Annotated in this window: 17 protein-coding genes and 1 riboswitch; of the genes, 9 read left to right on the top strand and 8 right to left on the bottom strand. The window is 72.5% G+C overall.

Annotated elements, in window-relative coordinates; translation table 11 throughout:
- Positions 1-377 precede the first annotated feature (377 nt).
- The 3 genes from AB0903_RS17855 to thiO form a co-directional block, all read right to left on the bottom strand.
- Positions 378-1,172, bottom strand: coding sequence for a thiazole synthase (locus AB0903_RS17855; protein WP_366703762.1), 795 nt, complete (start codon positions 1,170-1,172; stop codon positions 378-380).
- 5 nt (positions 1,173-1,177) lie between these two features.
- Positions 1,178-1,378: a sulfur carrier protein ThiS gene (gene thiS / locus AB0903_RS17850; protein ID WP_366703760.1), complete on the bottom strand. Its 201-nt coding sequence runs from the start codon at positions 1,376-1,378 to the stop codon at positions 1,178-1,180.
- A complete protein-coding gene (thiO, locus tag AB0903_RS17845) occupies positions 1,375-2,718 on the bottom strand; it encodes a glycine oxidase ThiO (RefSeq protein WP_366703758.1) in 1,344 nt (447 codons plus the stop codon). Before thiO ends, thiS begins: the two co-directional genes overlap by 4 nt.
- A riboswitch (TPP riboswitch) is annotated at positions 2,716-2,828 on the bottom strand. Its footprint overlaps the gene before it by 3 nt.
- A 51-nt stretch (positions 2,829-2,879) precedes the next feature.
- Between thiO and AB0903_RS17840 the strand changes: the two genes are divergently transcribed.
- The 6 genes from AB0903_RS17840 (at position 2,880) to AB0903_RS17815 (ending at position 7,677) form a co-directional block, all read left to right on the top strand.
- Complete coding sequence (locus AB0903_RS17840) at positions 2,880-3,221, top strand: hypothetical protein (RefSeq protein WP_366703756.1); 342 nt, start codon at positions 2,880-2,882, stop codon at positions 3,219-3,221.
- Positions 3,222-3,309: 88 nt separating this feature from the next.
- Positions 3,310-4,500, top strand: coding sequence for an FAD-dependent oxidoreductase (locus AB0903_RS17835; protein ID WP_366703886.1), 1,191 nt, complete (start codon positions 3,310-3,312; stop codon positions 4,498-4,500).
- A gap of 127 nt (positions 4,501-4,627) precedes the next feature.
- Entirely contained in the window at positions 4,628-4,993 is a 366-nt protein-coding gene (locus AB0903_RS17830; protein ID WP_366703754.1) for an Rv2175c family DNA-binding protein, read from the top strand.
- Positions 4,994-5,079: 86 nt separating this feature from the next.
- The gene (gene thiE, locus AB0903_RS17825) at positions 5,080-5,727 is read left to right on the top strand and encodes a thiamine phosphate synthase (RefSeq protein WP_366703752.1); all 648 of its coding nucleotides are present in this window, start codon (positions 5,080-5,082) and stop codon (positions 5,725-5,727) included.
- A 134-nt stretch (positions 5,728-5,861) separates the two neighbouring features.
- Positions 5,862-6,779: a methylenetetrahydrofolate reductase [NAD(P)H] gene (gene metF / locus AB0903_RS17820; protein ID WP_366703750.1), complete on the top strand. Its 918-nt coding sequence runs from the start codon at positions 5,862-5,864 to the stop codon at positions 6,777-6,779.
- 52 nt (positions 6,780-6,831) lie between these two features.
- Positions 6,832-7,677, top strand: coding sequence for a hypothetical protein (locus tag AB0903_RS17815; protein WP_366703748.1), 846 nt, complete (start codon positions 6,832-6,834; stop codon positions 7,675-7,677).
- A 141-nt stretch (positions 7,678-7,818) separates the two neighbouring features.
- Here the strand turns inward: AB0903_RS17815 and AB0903_RS17810 are convergent, their stop codons facing one another.
- The 5 genes from AB0903_RS17810 to AB0903_RS17790 form a co-directional block, all read right to left on the bottom strand.
- The gene (locus tag AB0903_RS17810) at positions 7,819-9,315 is read right to left on the bottom strand and encodes an NAD(P)/FAD-dependent oxidoreductase (RefSeq protein WP_366703746.1); all 1,497 of its coding nucleotides are present in this window, start codon (positions 9,313-9,315) and stop codon (positions 7,819-7,821) included.
- 99 nt (positions 9,316-9,414) lie between these two features.
- Positions 9,415-10,017, bottom strand: coding sequence for a DUF4126 domain-containing protein (locus AB0903_RS17805; protein ID WP_366703744.1), 603 nt, complete (start codon positions 10,015-10,017; stop codon positions 9,415-9,417).
- A 377-nt stretch (positions 10,018-10,394) separates the two neighbouring features.
- Entirely contained in the window at positions 10,395-11,009 is a 615-nt protein-coding gene (locus AB0903_RS17800) for a TetR/AcrR family transcriptional regulator (RefSeq protein ID WP_366703742.1), read from the bottom strand.
- 29 nt (positions 11,010-11,038) lie between these two features.
- Positions 11,039-13,126, bottom strand: coding sequence for a YhgE/Pip domain-containing protein (locus AB0903_RS17795; protein ID WP_366703740.1), 2,088 nt, complete (start codon positions 13,124-13,126; stop codon positions 11,039-11,041).
- Complete coding sequence (locus AB0903_RS17790) at positions 13,098-14,144, bottom strand: ATP-binding cassette domain-containing protein (protein WP_366703738.1); 1,047 nt, start codon at positions 14,142-14,144, stop codon at positions 13,098-13,100. The genes AB0903_RS17795 and AB0903_RS17790 overlap by 29 nt, the downstream gene beginning before the upstream one ends.
- Positions 14,145-14,307: 163 nt before the next feature.
- On the opposite strand from AB0903_RS17790, the gene AB0903_RS17785 reads away from it, so the two are divergent.
- The 3 genes from AB0903_RS17785 to AB0903_RS17775 form a co-directional block, all read left to right on the top strand.
- The gene (locus tag AB0903_RS17785) at positions 14,308-14,910 is read left to right on the top strand and encodes an SAV_6107 family HEPN domain-containing protein (RefSeq protein ID WP_366703736.1); all 603 of its coding nucleotides are present in this window, start codon (positions 14,308-14,310) and stop codon (positions 14,908-14,910) included.
- A gap of 46 nt (positions 14,911-14,956) precedes the next feature.
- Positions 14,957-15,742, top strand: a complete 786-nt coding sequence (locus AB0903_RS17780; RefSeq protein WP_366703734.1) for a methyltransferase — start codon at positions 14,957-14,959, stop codon at positions 15,740-15,742.
- Between the two features lie 247 nt (positions 15,743-15,989).
- Positions 15,990-16,071, top strand: an 82-nt coding sequence (locus tag AB0903_RS17775; protein ID WP_366703884.1) for a DUF3040 domain-containing protein, incomplete at its 3' end; no start/stop codon positions are given.

Genomic DNA, 16,071 nt, shown 5'->3' with positions numbered 1-16,071 from the left:
TCCGCCCGGACCCGACCCGGGCTCCGCCCCCGTACCTCATCTCGCGCCTCAATCGCCGGCGGGGCTGGATGCGCCGGCCTCGTCGGGGCTCCGTCCCGTACCCCCGCCTCAGTCGCCGGGCTGGAACGCGCCCGGCGGGGCCGGGTGTGTCCGGCGGGGCTGGATTTCCGCGCAGCGACGACCAGACCGATCGGGGGTACTCCCACGGCCACCGGACGGTGGGGGAGGGCGTGAGGCCACCGCGCGAAGCGCGGTACCGGGGCGCGGGGCCCGCCTGCCGTGTGGCGGGGGTAGCGCTGCGGTGCAGCGGGAACGGCGGGTGGGGGGACAAGCCCGGCGCAGCGGCCGCGCCGCCAGCGCCCACCGCCGTCCGCCCGTCAGAACGCCGGCCGCTCCGGGTCCAGCGTCGCGCGGCCCTCGACCGGGGACGACGCCTCGGCGAAGTGGCGGCGGGGGATCCGGCCCGCCCGGTACGCCAGCCGCCCCGCCTCCACCGCGTGCCGCATGGCCTCCGCCATCAGGACCGGCTCCTGCGCCCGCGTCACCGCCGACGCCAGCATCACCGCCGCGCACCCCAGCTCCATCGCGAGCGCCGCGTCCGACGCCGTGCCGGCGCCTGCGTCGAGCACCACCGGCACGCCCGCCTGCTCGGTGATCAGCTGGAAGTTGTGGGGGTTGCGGATCCCCAGCCCGGAGCCGATGGGCGAACCGAGCGGCATGATCGCGGCACAGCCCACGTCCTCCAGCTTCTTCGCGAGCACCGGGTCGTCGTTCGTGTACGGAAGGACCGTGAATCCGTCGTCGACCAGTGTCTCCGCCGCGTCCAGCAGCTCCACCGCGTCCGGCAGCAGGGTCCGCTCGTCCGCGACGACCTCGAGCTTGATCCAGTCGGTGCCCAGCGCCTCCCGCGCCAGACGCGCGGTGAGGACCGCCTCACCGGCGGTGAAGCAGCCTGCGGTGTTGGGCAGGACCCGGATGCCAAGCCGGTTCAGTACGGACAGGACGGACCCTTGGACGGTCGGGTCAAGGCGGCGCATCGCCACGGTGGTGAGTTCCGTGCCGCTCGCGACCAGGGAGCGTTCGAGTACGTCGAGGCTGGGTGCCCCGCCGGTACCCATGATCAGCCTGGAGTCGAAGGTCGTCCCGCCGAGGATGAAGCGGTCGTCTGCCATGCGGATCAGCCTCCCTGCACTGCGGTGAGAATCTCGACGCGGTCACCGTCGCCGAGGGGGGTGCCGGGCCACTGGCTGCGCGGGACGACGGTCTCGTTGACGGCCGCGGCCACACCCGAGGGTGCCGCGGTGAGTTCCGCGACGACGGTGTCCAGCGTGGTCCCTGCGGCAAGATCGCGTGCCTCGCCGTTGACGGAGATGTTCATGCGGACTGCTCCTCGAGCGCGGTGTCCTGGAGGCCCGGGTCCTGGAGGCCGGAGTTCCGAAGACCGGCGTCCTGGAGGCCGGGGTTCCGAACATCGGGCTTCTCGACACCGGGCTTCTCGACACCGGGCTTCTGGAGGCCGGTCTCCGGAAGTGCGGGCCCCTGAAGGGCCGGCCCCCGCGCCGACGGGTGCCCCGCCGTGAAGCGCCGCGGCGAGAAGGGCCGGGCCACCTCGGGAAGTTCGCCGCTCACCAGCGCCTGGGCCAGCACGTCGCCGGTGACGGGCGTCAGCAGCACCCCGTTGCGGTAGTGCCCGGTCGCCAGCAGCAGCCCCGGCAGCTCCGTGCAGCCCAGGAGCGGCGCGTTGTCGGGGGAGCCCGGCCGCAGCCCGGCGCGGGTCTCCACGAGGGGCAGCTCGGTGATGCCCGGTACCAGTTCGTGCGCGTCGCGCAGCAACTCGTACACCCCGCCCGCGGTGACCGTGGTGTCCCAGCCGAGTTCCTCACTGGTCGCGCCGACGACGAGCTCGCCGTCCTCGCGCGGCACGAGGTAGACATGGCTGCCGCGCACCACGGCGCGCACGGTGCGGGAGAGGAACGGCGCGTAGGCCCGCGGCACGGTCAGCCGCAGGACCTGGCCCTTCACCGGCCGTACGGGCACCGGCACGTCCGCCGGTACGCCCTTCAGCCGGCCGCTCAGGCTGCCGCCCGCCAACACGACCTGACCGGCGCGCACTTCCGTGCCGTCGGCGAGGGCCGCCCCCACCGCCCGGTCGCCCTCGACGAGCAGCCGCTCCGCCCAGGTGCGGCGGAGGCCCACACCGGCCCGCTCGCAGGCCACGACCAGCGCCGCCGCCAGTCGCCGCGGGTCGACCTGGTGGTCGCCGTCCACCCGCAGACCGCCGCGTACGCCGGGCGCGAGCATCGGCTCCAGGCGGCGGCACTCGCGACCGGAGAGCCATTGGGAGTCCAGCCCCGAGCGACGCTGCAGCGCGTGCAGTTCGCGCAGATGCGCCCGGTCGTCGGCGTCGAGGGCGACGGCGAGCGTGCCGCAGGAGCGGTGGCCGACCTGCTGCCCGCTCGCCTCCTCCAGCTCGGCGACGAAGGCCGGGTAGCGGCGGGCCGATTCGAGATTGAGTCCGAGCAGTGTCTGCTCGCCGTAGTGGAGTTCGGTGACGGCGGCCAGCATGCCGGCGGCGACCTGCGCGGCCCCGCCGCCCGGCTCCGGGTCGGCGACGGTGACCCGCAGGCCCTGCTGCGCGGCGCGCCAGGCCGTGACCAGGCCGATGATTCCGCCCCCGACGACAAGGACGTCGGGGGTAGGTGGTGTACGAGACGACATGGGCGTCCAGCCCCTCCCTTCGCCGGCATGACCCGGATCAGGTTCGTACGGTCGGAGGCCGGTCAGCCTCCCTCTCAGCCCGGTGCGTCCGGGCTCCCGCGAGTGCCTTACGGTGGCCACCCTAACCCCCCGCCCCGACGCCCAGTAAGGGAGCCGCAGCAGTGGCGAAGACCCTCGACGGACTCGTTCTCTCCCCGGTCGCGGACCAGGCCCCGGGCCAGGTGGGCACCCGCACGCGGTTCAGGTACCACGAGGAGCGGGGCAGGATCTGGGCCGAGTACGCGGGCGGTGACGTGGTTCGCGGGCACCTTGTGGGGACTCGGGAAGGCGACCGGCTGGACTTCCGTTATGTGCAGCTGAAGACCGACGGCGAAACCTCCTCCGGTCACTGCGTCTCCTCGGTCGTGGAGCTGCCGGACGGGAGGGTGCGGCTGGAGGAGACGTGGGAGTGGGAGTCCCGGGAGGGCAGCGGGACGAGCGTGGTGGAGGAACTGCCTTCCTGACCGGTCGTCAGGTACGTAAGGTGTGCGGGTGGACGAACGGCAGCAGCAGACAGCGGAGCGGCGTCGGGTGGTGATCGTCGGCGCCGGCATGGCCGGTGTCCAGACGGCGGTCGCCCTCCGAGAACTCGGCTTCACCGGTCCGGTCGCCGTGCTCGGCGCTGAGCCGCATCAGCCGTACGACCGGCCACCGCTGTCCAAGGCCGTCCTGCTGGGCACGGCGGAGGGCTCGGCGTTCGACATCGACTTCGAGGCCCTCGACGTCGAACTGCGCCTCGGCGTCGAGGTGACCGGGGTGCGTACGGGCGCCCACGAGGTGGACACCGCGACCGGCCCCGTCCCGTACGACGTACTGGTGCTGGCCACCGGCGCGGAGCCAATCACCCTGCCGGGCGCGTCCGGCGTCCCCGGCGTCCATCTGCTGCGCACGCTGGACGACGCCGCACGGCTGCGGCCGCTGCTCGCCGAGAAGCACGACATCGTCGTGGTCGGTGCCGGCTGGATCGGCGCGGAGTTCGCGACGGCCGCCCGTCAGGCCGGCTGCGCGGTGACCGTCGTGGAGGCCGCCGACCGTCCGCTCGCCGGCACCATGCCCGCCGAGGTCGCCGCCCCGATGGCCGCCTGGTACGCGCAGTACGGGGCCGAGCTGCTCACCGGTGCCCGGGTCGACGCGGTCGAGCCGGGCACCGTCGTGCTGGCCGGGGGCCGCAGGATTCCGGCCGGTGCCGTCGTCGTCGGCATCGGCGCCCGGCCCGCCACCGGCCTGCTCGCCGGCTCCGGCATCGAGCTGGGTCCCGACGGGGCGGTCGTCGCCGACCGGTGGCTGCGCGCCTCCGCTCCCGATGTGTACGCCGTGGGGGACTGCGCCTCGTATCCGTCCGGCCGCTACGGGGAGCGTCTGCTCGTCCACCACTGGGACAACGCGCTCCAAGGGCCGCGCACGGTCGCCGCAGGCATCACCGGCGATGAGGGCACCACCGGCGCCGCGGGTATCGAGCCGTACGACCCGGTGCCGTACTTCTGGTCCGAGCAGTTCGGCCGTTTCGTCCAGTACGCCGGCCACCACGGCACCGCCGACACCCTGCTCCGGCGCGGCGACCCCACCGAAGACGCCTGGTCGGTGCTCTGGCTGCGTGGCGGCGCCCTGGTGGCACTGCTGGCCGTCGGCCGACCGCGTGACCTGGCGCAGGGACGCAAGCTGATCGTGTCCGGGGCGGCGCTGGATCCGGGGCGGGCAGCCGACCCTTCGGTCCCCCTGAAAGCCGCGGCCAGGCCCCTCTGAAGGGGGCGGCCGGATCCCGCCGAAGGCGTCGGCGGGGCCCTTGGAGGGCCACGGCGGGGTCCCTCTGGACGAGCGGTACGGCAGGTCCCGGCTTCCGGCTGTCGGTCCTGGATGGCAGGCTTGTCCCGTGACCGAGATTGACGCAAAGATCGATGCTCTCGTCCCCGCCTGGCTCCACCTGCCGGACATCGCGGAAATGCTCGATGTCGAGGTGACGCGCGTGCGGCAGTTGGTCAAGGAAGGCCAGCTGATCGCGGTGCGCCGCGGCGAGAACCGGGCGCTCCAGGTGCCTGCCGCCTTCATCGACGGCAACAAGGTGGTCAAGGGCCTCTCGGGGACTCTGACCCTCCTGAGGGACGACGGCTTCACCGACGAAGAGATGCTGGAGTGGCTCTTCACCTCCGACCCGACCCTGCCGGGCACGCCCGCGCAGGCGCTCAGCGAGAATCGCGGTACGGAGGTGAAGCGCCGGGCACAGGCGCTCGCCGTCTGACGTATCGGAAACACCAACGCGGCGGGATGTACGGACCGGGCCGGACCCGGCCCGTACATCCGGCCGCCCGACGGGGGGATCGCCTCATGGCCACGGCTCGCTCGCTGCTGTCCGACGCCCGGCTCTATCTGTGCACGGACGCCCGTAAGAGGCAGGGTGACCTTCCCGAGTTCCTCGACGCCGTGCTGGCGTCCGGCGTGGACATCGTGCAGCTGCGGGACAAGGGCATGGAGGCCGGTGAGGAGCTGGAGCACCTCCAGGTCTTCGCCGACGCCTGCCGCAGGCACGGCAGGCTTCTCGCGGTGAACGACCGCGCCGATGTGGCGCACGCCATCGGCGCGGACGTGCTGCACCTGGGCCAGGGCGACCTGCCGGTGCCCGCCGCGCGGGCGATCCTCGGCGACGGCGTGCTGATCGGCCGCTCGACGCACGCGGAGTCCGAGGCGGCCGCCGCCGCGGTCGAGCCGGGCGTGGACTACTACTGCACCGGCCCCTGCTGGCCCACTCCCACCAAGCCGGGCCGCCACGCTCCCGGTCTCGATCTGGTGCGGTACGCGGCGGCGCTGAGCTCCGAGCGGCCGTGGTTCGCCATCGGCGGCATCGACGCGGGCAATCTGGACGAGGTGCTGGACGCCGGCGCGCGCAGGATCGTCGTCGTACGGGCGATCACCGAGGCCGATGACCCGGCGTCGGCCGCTGCCGGGCTGGCGAAGCGGATCAGAGCCAGGTGCTGACCTCGGCCGTCGCGGCGGTGGCTCGCAGCACTGATCGTCCGTTTTCTGTCCAAGGGGTGGACAAGAGATGGGCAAAGGGGACATTTTTCCCTGATCCGCTTGGGGGACCCCCGTCGTCTGGCTAACCTGCCGGTATGGCCCTCGGTACTGCTTCCACCAGAACTGATCGCGCGCGCACGGTGCGCGACATGCTTGCGACGGGAAAGACGTCGTACTCGTTCGAGTTCTGGGCGCCCAAGACGGAAAAGGGCGAGCGGAACCTGTGGAACGCGCTGCGCAGGGTCGAAGCGGTCGCTCCGCACTTCGTCTCGGTGACCTACGGCGCCGGCGGCTCCACCCGCGCAGGCACCGTCAGGGCGACCCAGCAGATCGCGGCGGACACGACCCTCACGCCCGTCGCCCACCTCACCGCGGTGAACCACTCCGTCGCCGAGCTGCGCAACATGATCGGCCAGTACGCGGACGCCGGTATCCGCAACATCCTCGCCGTCCGCGGCGACCCGCCCGGCGACCCGATGGGCGAGTGGGTCAAGCACCCCGAGGGAGTGCAGTACGCGGCCGACCTGGTCCGGCTCATCAAGGAGTCCGGCGACTTCTGCGTCGGTGTGGCGGCGTTCCCCGAGATGCACCCGCGCTCGTCCGTGTGGGACGAGGACGTCCGGCACTTCGTGGACAAGTGCCGTGCCGGCGCCGACTACGCGATCACGCAGATGTTCTTCCGGCCCGAGGACTATCTGCGCCTTCGCGACCGGGTCGGTGCAGCGGGTTGCGAAACCCCGATCATCCCCGAGATCATGCCCGTCACCAGCGTCAGACAGATCGAACGGTTCGCCACCCTCAGCAACGCGCACTTCCCGGCCGAGCTGAAGATGCGGATCCTCGCGGTCAAGGACGATCCTGCCGCTGTACGCTCCATTGGCATCGAGTTCGCGACGGAGTTCTGCGCGAGGCTGCTTGCCGAGGGTGTCCCAGGGCTGCACTTCATCACGCTCAACAACTCCACCGCGACGCTCGAGATCTACGAGAATCTCGGACTGCACGAGCAGTCCTGACCGGTCGTACCCGCCCCGCCCCGGGGCCGGCGGCCGTACGAGAGGGGCGGACATGGGCTGGACGGTCCTCTACGTCGCGTTCGGCATCGTCGCGCTGTGGCTGCTCGGCGAGGTGCTGCTGCAGTACAAGGCACGCCTGCGCTGGCGGGTACTGGCGTTCTGCGGCTTCCTCGGGGTCGTCATAGGCGTGCTGCTGCCCTCCGTCGTGGTGATCGCGCTGGGAGCCATGGCGTTCGCGGTCGGCCAGACCTATGTGACGCTCTCCTTCCGGCGCGGCTTCTCCACCGGCTGGGCCCTGGGCGGGAGCCCCGGCGTGAGCAGGCGGCGCAGGTCCGGCGCCGCCCCGCAGGCCGACCGGGAGCCCACGCTCGAGGTCACCGACCTGTCCTACGACACGCCCGAGCAGGGCCGGGCCGCGGCCGAGGACGACGCGGGCGTGTACGAGCCGCAGCCGATGCCGGACGACACCGGCCAGTACGGCGTCTACACCCCGGCGGCCTACGCGGCCCACCAGGACGAGCCGCAGCACGACGTTCCCGCGGAAGAGGCCCCCGGCCAGGTGCCGTACGCCTCGGGGTACGGCGCCTATGACGCGTACGCCGACCACTCCCGGCAGCAGCCCGCGGAGCAGCCCACCTACGCCGGCCAGTACGACTACGGCAGCGGCCAGCAGTACGCCACCTACTCCGACCCCTATGTGGGCGGCCAGCAGTACAGCACCTACGACACCTACGGCGAGCAGCAACAGCAGCAGTACGCCGCCTACGCGCAGCAGGACGGCTACAGCGAGACGCCGCCCGGCGGTGTATGGGTGCCGCAGCAGCGCGAAGGCGACGAGGAGCAGCCGCCCACCGCCTACTACGACTCCGGCTACAACGAGCAGCAGTACCGCTACTGAACAGCCGCTACTGAACAGCCGCTACTGAGCAGCGCTACCGCTCATGAGCGGTATTACGGGTCCGTTGAGGCGGTACCGCTCCTGAGGAGCGACTGCCCGTGCCGAGCGGCGGTGGCAGTGCGGCGGTGGCAGTGCGGCCGCTCAGCGCGAGCCGCGGAAGTCCGGGCCCTCCACGATCAGTCCCGCCACCAGTGCTCCGGACATGCCCGCGTGCGCCAGCCCGCCGCCGGGATGCGCCCAGCCGCCGGCGAAGTACAGACCGGGCAGCGGCCCGGAGTTGGGCTCCGGAAGGAACGCGCCGGACCGGCCGGCCAGAGCCGGGGCCGGGACCGCCGCGCAGGCGGTGTCGCGGCGGGTGTCGTCGGGGGTGCGCACCTCACGCCACAGGATCCGCCCGCGCAGGTCCGGCACCGCGGACTCCGCCGCCGCCACCATCCGGTCGGCCGCCGCTTCGGCCGCCTCGGCCCAGGTCCGCCCGTCGTTCAGCCCGGCCGGCGCGGTAGCCGTCAGAGTGACCGACTCGTGGCCGTCGTCGGGCCGCAGCAACGGGTCGTCGGGGCGCATGACGGTCACGGTCGGGTGCGTGCCTGTGGTGCCGGCGTCGATCGCGTCCCATTCGGCCGCCGCGTCCGGGGCGTGTACCACGGTGCGGTGCACGGCGTCGTCCGGCCGGCCGCCGCGCAGCGCCAGATGGACCGTCAGCCGCCCGGTGCGCGCATCGGGCCGCCGGTGCGGGGACTCGTCCCGGCGGTCCCACGCCACGATCCGGTCCTCGAACAGGGCGGGCACCGGGGCTCCGGACACCACGACGTCCGCCTCCACCGGGCCGCCGCTCTCCAGCTCCAGGCCCACCACACGGCCGTCCTTCTCGAGCACGCCCGTCACGGCGGTGCCGAGGACGAACTCCACCTTTCTGGCCAGGCACCGCTCGTGCACCGCGTCGGCGAGGGCGCGCAGGCCGCCCTTCACGTACCAGGAGCCGAAGGTCTGCTCCATGTACGGCAGCACCGCGGCGGCGGCGGGCGCGGTGCGCGGATCCAGCCCGTACGCCGTGGCATGGCTGTCGAGCAGCGCGGCCAGGCGCGGGTCACGCAGCTCGCGGGCGCCGATCTCGCCGAGCGTGCGGGCGGACCGCCGCAACAGGCCCTGCCGGAGCGCCGGATAGGGGTCCTTCGAGAGCGGAGAAGTGTCCGCGGGCAGCGGTTCCTCCAGCAGCGGACGGCGTGAACGCTCCCAGGCGTCCCCGGCGCGGCCGAGGAACCCGCCCCAGCGTTCGCCCGAGCCGGGCCCGAGCGCCGTCTCCAGAGCGGAAAGGATGCCGGCCCGCGACACGTTGGGCAGCAGGACGTCCGTCCCGTCGGCGAAGACGTGCCGGCTCGCCGGATCGACCTGAGTCAGCTCGACGCACCGTTCCAGCGGCTCCTTGCCGGTCTTGATGAACAGGTCCCGCCAGACAGCGGGGAGATGCAGCAGACCGGGGCCGGTGTCGAAGGCGAAGCCGTCCCGCTCGAAGCGCCCCACCGAGCCGCCGTGCGTGGACGCACGCTCGTACACCGTCACCCGGTGGCCTGCCACGGCCAGCCGGGCGGCAGCCGCCATGGCGCCCATCCCGGCGCCGATCACCGCAATCCGTGCCATGCCCGTGACTTTATTACCCGCGTCCGGCGGGCCGCGGTCCGGGGCGGCGGAGCTCAGGCCCGGGCGCCTCCGGACGGCGCACCTCTGGCCGGAAGGGCTTCACACCCCCGCGCCCGCCAGCCGTTTCTCCTCCCGGCGGCGCGCCCTGCGCCGCAGGAAACTGCGGATCCTGGCGGCGAGGAAGACCACCGTGACGATGCCCAGTGCCAGCAGCGTGCCCGCGATCACCGCGGCGGCCACCGGATTGAAGACCGCGAAGGAGATGATTCCGGCGACGCCCAGGTCCTCCGCCAGGCTCACACCGATGTTGCTGAACGGCTCGGGCGAGGTGTTGACGGCCATGCGGGTGCCGGCCTTGACCAGATGGCTGAGCAGCGCGGTGGAGCCGCCCACGGCGGCCGCCGCGATCTCGGGCAGTGACCCGCTCTGGCCCGCCAGCAGCGCGGCGACCACGGCACCGGCCACGGGGCGGATCACCGTATGGACCGAGTCCCATATCGAGTCGACGTACGGGATCTTGTCCGCCACCGCCTCGCACAGGAAGAGCACGCCGGCGACGATCATGACATCGGTGCGCTGCAGCGACTCGGGCACCTGGTCGGAGACGCCGGTCGCACCGAAGACGCCGAACAGCAGGATCACCGCATAGGCGTTGACCCCGCTGGCCCAGCCGCTGGTGAAGACGAGAGGGAGTACGGACACGGACGCGATCGTAACCAGTTCGGCGGCCCGGCGAGTGAGGATCAGTACGGAGAGCTGAGTACCCGTACCTAGGCACCCACTTGAGTACCCGCGCGGATGGGGCCCGGCCCGCCCGGACGGAAGAGTGGGGGTCACGGAAGGGGCGCGGCGCCGGCACCGCCGGCACGGGGCGGCGGAACGGCGCGGCTCCCCTGACGGAACGGGGGTTGCGGTACGGAGGGCCCAGGACCAAGGGGGAACAACGGGGGACCGGGCTCTTCGGACCAGGGGGAAGCGGGGGACAGGGAACGGGGAGGCGGGGGACGGGAGACGCCGGGCGGGCTGGAGATCCAGCCCGCCCGGCGTTCCTGTGATGCCCGGCCAGGAAAGGGACGTCGTCAGTCCCGGCGGCCGCTCACCCGGCCGTGCAGCAGCAGCGACAGTGCCCCGTGCACATCGTCCAGTGACCGCTCCCGCTGGAACGCCTGCCAGTCCAGCGCGGCCACCAGCACCATCCCGACCAGCGCGGCGGCCGTGAGCGGGATGTCGATCTCCTCGCTCAGCTCACCCGTTTCCACACCCTCCCGCAGCACCGTCTCCACGACGGCCACCGCCTCCTGGCGCACCACGAGGAGCGTGGACTGCCAGGCGCGGTTGGTGCGCCACAGCTCGGCGACGTACAGCTGGGTGAAGGCCGGGTAGCGGTCGATGAAGACCAGACCGGCCCTGATCATCTCGTCCAGCGCCTCGACCTTGGAGCCGCCGCGGTCCGCCGTCCGGTCCGCGGCCTCCTGCAGCGAGGCCGTGAGGAGGCCGACGCCGAAGCGCAGCAGCTCCTCGAACAGCTCTGTCTTGCTCTTGAAGTTGTAGTACACCGTGCCCTTGGCGACTCCGGCCCGCTCGGCGATCTCGTCGACCGTCGTCGCCGAGAAGCCCTGCTCGGCGATGAGCGTGACGGCTGCCTCGTAGAGCTTGGCGCGGGTCGCCCGGCGTCTGGTGCTGCTGCTGTCCATGACTTCGATTCTCACAGGTCCGCCCGCCGTCACAGAGTCAGCTCGGGGTGAAGCCGGTCGAGCGTCCACACCTGCTTGCGCCGCGCGGACAGGGCGGTCAGTGCCAGGGCTCCCGCGGTGAAGGCGAGCAGCACCGCACACGCCTGCCACACCGGACCGGCCCCGCCGCCCGTGATGAGCCTGCGCAGCGCCTCGACGACGTACGTCATCGGCAGGAACGGGTGGACCGCGTTGAAGAAGCCGGGGCTCGTCTGAACCGGATAGGTGCCGCCGGCCGACGTCAGCTGGAGCATCAGAACCGCCAGGACCAGGATCCGCCCGGCGGCACCGAAGCGGGCGTTGAGCCACTGGATGATCGCCGCGAAGCAGCAGGTGACGAGTGCGAGGAAGCCGACCGTGCCGGCCGCGTTCGCCATCTCGAGTCCGAGACCCCAGTGCAGGACGGACATCAGGGCGGCGACCTGGAGCAGGCCGATCGACGCCACCGGGAGCAGGCCCGCCAGCGCGATCCGCCATGCGGAGGCTCCGGTGGACAGGGCCCGGCGGTTCAGCGGCTGGATGATCATGTACGCCACCATCGCGCCGACCCACAGGGAGAGCGGGATGAAGTACGGGGCGAAGCCGGTGCCGTAGTTGGGCGCCGCATGCAGGGACCGGCCGGCCAGCTGGACCGGGTCGGCCATCACCTCGGTGCGGCGGTCGCGCTCCTTCTTGTCGTAGTCGGGGATCTTGTCGACCCCCTTGTCCAGCCCGGCCGCCAGCTCGGTCGACCCGTCGGCCAGCCGGAACAGCCCGCCGTCCAGCTCACCGGCGCCCTTCTTGAGCCTGCCGACGCCCGTGTCCAGGTCGGTGGAGCCGGCCTTGGCGGTGGTGAGTCCGGCGTGCAGCCGGGCCGCGCCCGTGGCGACCTTGTGCGCGCCGCTGTTGAGCTCGTTGATCTTGCCGACCGCGTACTCCAGGTCCTCGTCCAGCTTCGGGGACCGCTCGGCGAGGGCGTCGGCCTTCTTCTCGAGGTCGGCGAGTTGCTTCTGCAGCTTCTTCAGGTCGCCGTCGCTGTTGGCGACCAGCACGTTGAGGTCGTCCGCGATCGTGGCGACATCCGCCGCCGTCACCTTGGCCCGCTTCAGCTCCGGGCAGGCCCGGGTATCCGGTACCAGGGCCTCCTCGCACTGGGTGCGATGGATCTCGCTCAGCGCGTCGGCGGACTTGTGGGCCAGGACGGTGGCGGCCGGGGCCCGTTCGACCAGTCGGTCCAGGTTGTGCTGGACGGCACGGGACGTGTCGGCCACCAGCCGTGCCGAGTCCCCGATCGACTTGCCGTTGTCCTTGAGATAGGGGCGGGCGCGGGCGGCAGAGCCCTTGACCCTGTCGGCCAGCTGCTGGGTGCCTTCGGCGACCTGACGGGACCCCGTCTCCAGCTCACCGGCACCCTTGTGCAGCGTGTTGATGCCTCCGGCGAGCTTGCCGCTGCCCTTCTTGGCGTCCTTCAGGCCGTTCGCGAGGTTCTCGGAGCCCTTCTTGGCCTCACCGACGCCGCTCTTGAGCTTGTCGGCCCCCTCAGCGGCCTTCTCGGTCGCCTCGTGGATGTCGGAGAACGAGATGAAGATCCGGTCGAGGAACGAGCGCGAGGTGTCGGTCGAGGCGGCCCTGCGCACCTCGGAGAAGACCGTCCGGGAGATCTGCCCGACGATGTAGTTGTTCGCGTCGTTCGTGCGGACCTGGAGCGCACCCGTCTCGGGGGAGTCGCCCGAGCTCGAGGCGATGCGCCGGCTGAAGTCCGCCGGCACGGTCAGCGAGAGGTAGTACGTGCCGTCCTCCACACCGTCGCGGGCCTCGGCGTCGCTGACCTCGTGCCACTCGAAGACCTTGCTGTCGCGCAGGTGCTCGGTGATCTCGTCCCCTGCGGCGAGCTTCGTGCCGGCCGTGGTGGCGCCCTTGTCCTCGTTGACGAGGGCGACGGGGAGCCGGTCGAGCCTGCCGTACGGGTCCCAGAAGGAGTACAGGTACAGGGCGCCGTAGAGCAGCGGCAGCAGCAGTACGGCGACGATCGCGGCGGCCGGCAGCTTGCCCCGGCCGAAGCGCTTCAGCTCAAGCGCGGCCAGTTTCGGCGATCGCATCGGCCGGGCCCTCCTCGTCGGTGTCGGTGTGAGTTTGGGCTTGGGTGTGGGTGTGGGTTTCGGTGTCGCGGTGGACGGTGGTGGCGTCGGCGGTGGTGGTACCTGCGCCGGGTTCGACGCTGTTGCCGGTGCCGGTGCCGGTGCCGGTGCCGGTGCCGGTGCCGGTGCCTGGGCCGGTGCCGGTGCCTGGGCCGGTGCCTGGGCCGTGGGCGGGAGGCGTGGGCTCCGTTCCGGTCGCGGAGTCGTGCCCGGTGGTGTCGGCGGCCGGGGCATCGGCGTCGGCGTCCGGGTCGGGCGCCGGCGCTGCCCCGGTGGGCACGGTGAGGGCGTCGTCCGGGGCCTGGCTGCACACGGCCAGCACGGTCGTGCCGCCGTCGGCGATCGAGCGCAGCAGGGCCCAGGCAGTGGCCCGTTCCGCGTCGGAGAGCTTGAGGTCCACGTCGTCGACCGCGAGCAGCCGGGGGCGGGCGATCAGCGCGAGGGCCACGGAGAGCCGCAGTTCCTCGAGCCGATCGAGGTCGCGCACGGCGGTGCGTTCCCGTTTGGGCAGCGACGCGAGATCGAGCCCGGCGGCCGCGAGGGCCCCGTCGACGTGCTTGCGTGCGGCAGCCGCTCGCTCCGTGCGCGGCCTCAGCAGAGCGAGGAGCGAACCGTCGAAGCGTCGCTTCAGCAGCGCCCGCTCGCGCAGGTGCTCGGCCACGGTGAGTGCCGGATCGAGATCGCTGACACCCGGTACCGGGCCGAGCGCGCTGATCCGGCGCACAGCCGACATTCTGCGCGGCAGCGGCAGGCCCGCGACCTCGGCGCTTCCCTCGGTGGCCCGCATGCGACCGGCGAGCGCGAGCAGCAGGCAGGTGCGCCCGGAGCCGGACGGGCCCTCGATCGCCACCAGCGCGCCCGGCTCCGCGTCGACGTCCACCGAGCGGAACGCCCAGCCACGCGGTCCCTTGAGCCCGAACCCCGACGCGCTCACGGCCGCGCCGTGCGGGCCGTCCAGGTCTCCCACCCCGACTCCCATCCCCGAAATCCCTCCGGCAGTTTTGTACTGACCAGTCAGTGCAAAAAGTTACCTCCGAGTCCTGATCGACGCAAAGGGCCAGGTCAACGGGGATTGTCAGTGGGCCCCTCCACGATGGACACATACGGCCACAGCGCCGTCACACGACGACAGGAGGCTCGTCATGGCCAGCTACTCAGCCGCCGCCGCACACCGGCGCCGCGCCACCGGCCCTGCCCCCTCACCGACCGGCCCCGCGCAGGACGTCCACCCCGTCCCGCGCCGGGCCACCGCGCCGCCCGCCGCCCTCGACCTGCTCGCCCGGGCCCGCTCCGGGCTCGACGAGGCGGCGACCTTCGACCAGCCCAACGAGCGGTATGCCACGGCGCATCTGGCCGCCCTGCGCACCGCCGCCGCGGTGCTCGCGGCCCGCGGCCGTCCCGAGACCGGTGAGCGGCGCAGACACGGGGCATCCTCACGGCGGAGCCGTGGGGGAGGGATCCGCAGTGCCTGGGAGGTCCTGCCGGAGATAGCGCCGGAACTGTCCGAGTGGAGCCTGCTGTTCGCCTCCGGGGCCGAGCGCCGTGCCCGCGCCGAGGCGGGCATACGGGGCGCGGCCAGCCATCGCGAGGCCGACGACCTGCTCCGGGACGCCGCCATGTTCCTGCGGCTCGTGGAGCGACTGCTCGTGCTGCAGCCGGTGCTGCCGCAGCCCAGGGGCCGGCAGCCGGAGCAGGCGGCGCCGCAGGACGAGACGGAGCGCCGGCCGGGACCGCGGAGGCAATAGGGTGGGCGCAGGCCAGCCAGCAACATCGCCCGAGGAGCCAACTGCCGTGTCGGAACCGTCCCCCACCGGTGGGGAGACCCCACCGCGCCCCTCTCGCGCCTCAGTCCGCACCGCCGTGGTCTGGGAGGTCCTCAAGGACGCCCTCGACCACCGGGTCAAGGCGACCGGGACGGACCGCCTGGACATCCTCGACACCGGCGGCGGCACCGGCAACTTCGCGGTGCCCGCCGCCCGGCTCGGCCACCGGGTCACCGTCGTCGACCCCAGCCCGAACGCCCTGTTCGCGCTCGAGCGCCGGGCCGCGGAGGCCGGTGTCGCCGACCGGGTGCGCGGCGTCCAGGGCGACATCCACGGTCTCTTCGACGTGGTCGAGCGCGAGGGGTACGACGCGGTTCTGTGCCACGGCGTCCTGGAGTACGTGGACGACCCCGCAGAGGGCGTGCGCAACGCGGTCGAGGCCCTGCGCCCCGGCGGAGCGCTCAGCCTGCTCGCCGCCGGGCTCGGCGGCGCCGTCCTCGCCCGTGCCCTGGCCGGTCATTTCAACGACGCCCGCCAGGCGCTGAGCGACCCCGACGGCCGCTGGGGCACGGGCGACCCGGTACCCCGCCGTTTCACGGCCGAACAGCTCACCGAGCTGGTCGGCCGGACCGGTGTGGAGGTCGGCGCGGTACATGGCGTGCGGGTCTTCGCCGACCTGGTTCCCGGCGTTCTGGTGGACACCGAGCCCGGTGCTCTGGAGGCGTTGCTGAGGCTGGAGGCGGCGGCCGCCGAGCTGCCGGCCTTCCACTCCGTCGCGACCCAGCTGCACGTTCTGGGCGAGAAGCGGGGCTGATCAGGGGCGCAGCCGCAGATGGAGTAGGCCACAGACCCTCCGTCGGCGCGTTTCGCACCGTATGATCGGGGGACACCATCCGGCATGACGGATCGGAGGTTGGGGAATCAACGCCTCAGCACCCCGATCGGGCATGGCGGCCCGGAATGGCGTTTACGAGAGGGCGGGTTTCACGGGGGCGAATCCCTGCCTATCCTGAAAGGGCCGCATACCGGTCGTCCCCGCGACCGACGACGAGGAGGACTCCGTGCCGCTCTCGGAGCACGAGCAGCGAATGCTCGAGCAGATGGAGCGAGCGCTGTACGCCGAAGATCCCAAGTTCGCGACAG

This window comes from Streptomyces sp. NPDC048389 (assembly GCF_040706335.1).
GTDB lineage: Bacteria > Actinomycetota > Actinomycetes > Streptomycetales > Streptomycetaceae > Streptomyces.
This window is presented reverse-complemented; position numbering and strand designations above follow the sequence as displayed.

Excerpts from the sequence above, each read along its gene's own strand:
- AB0903_RS17815 (WP_366703748.1), top strand. The coding sequence starts at position 6,832 with ATGGGCTGGACGGTCCTCTACGTCGCGTTCGGCATCGTCGCGCTGTGG.
- AB0903_RS17835 (WP_366703886.1), top strand. The coding sequence starts at position 3,310 with ATGGCCGGTGTCCAGACGGCGGTCGCCCTCCGAGAACTCGGCTTCACC.
- AB0903_RS17855 (WP_366703762.1), bottom strand. The coding sequence starts at position 1,172 with ATGGCAGACGACCGCTTCATCCTCGGCGGGACGACCTTCGACTCCAGG.
- AB0903_RS17810 (WP_366703746.1), bottom strand. The coding sequence starts at position 9,315 with ATGGCACGGATTGCGGTGATCGGCGCCGGGATGGGCGCCATGGCGGCT.
- thiS (WP_366703760.1), bottom strand. The coding sequence starts at position 1,378 with ATGAACATCTCCGTCAACGGCGAGGCACGCGATCTTGCCGCAGGGACC.
- AB0903_RS17790 (WP_366703738.1), bottom strand. The coding sequence starts at position 14,144 with ATGGGAGTCGGGGTGGGAGACCTGGACGGCCCGCACGGCGCGGCCGTG.
- metF (WP_366703750.1), top strand. The coding sequence starts at position 5,862 with ATGGCCCTCGGTACTGCTTCCACCAGAACTGATCGCGCGCGCACGGTG.
- AB0903_RS17795 (WP_366703740.1), bottom strand. The coding sequence starts at position 13,126 with ATGCGATCGCCGAAACTGGCCGCGCTTGAGCTGAAGCGCTTCGGCCGG.
- thiO (WP_366703758.1), bottom strand. The coding sequence starts at position 2,718 with ATGTCGTCTCGTACACCACCTACCCCCGACGTCCTTGTCGTCGGGGGC.
- thiE (WP_366703752.1), top strand. The coding sequence starts at position 5,080 with ATGGCCACGGCTCGCTCGCTGCTGTCCGACGCCCGGCTCTATCTGTGC.
- AB0903_RS17785 (WP_366703736.1), top strand. The coding sequence starts at position 14,308 with ATGGCCAGCTACTCAGCCGCCGCCGCACACCGGCGCCGCGCCACCGGC.
- AB0903_RS17800 (WP_366703742.1), bottom strand. The coding sequence starts at position 11,009 with ATGGACAGCAGCAGCACCAGACGCCGGGCGACCCGCGCCAAGCTCTAC.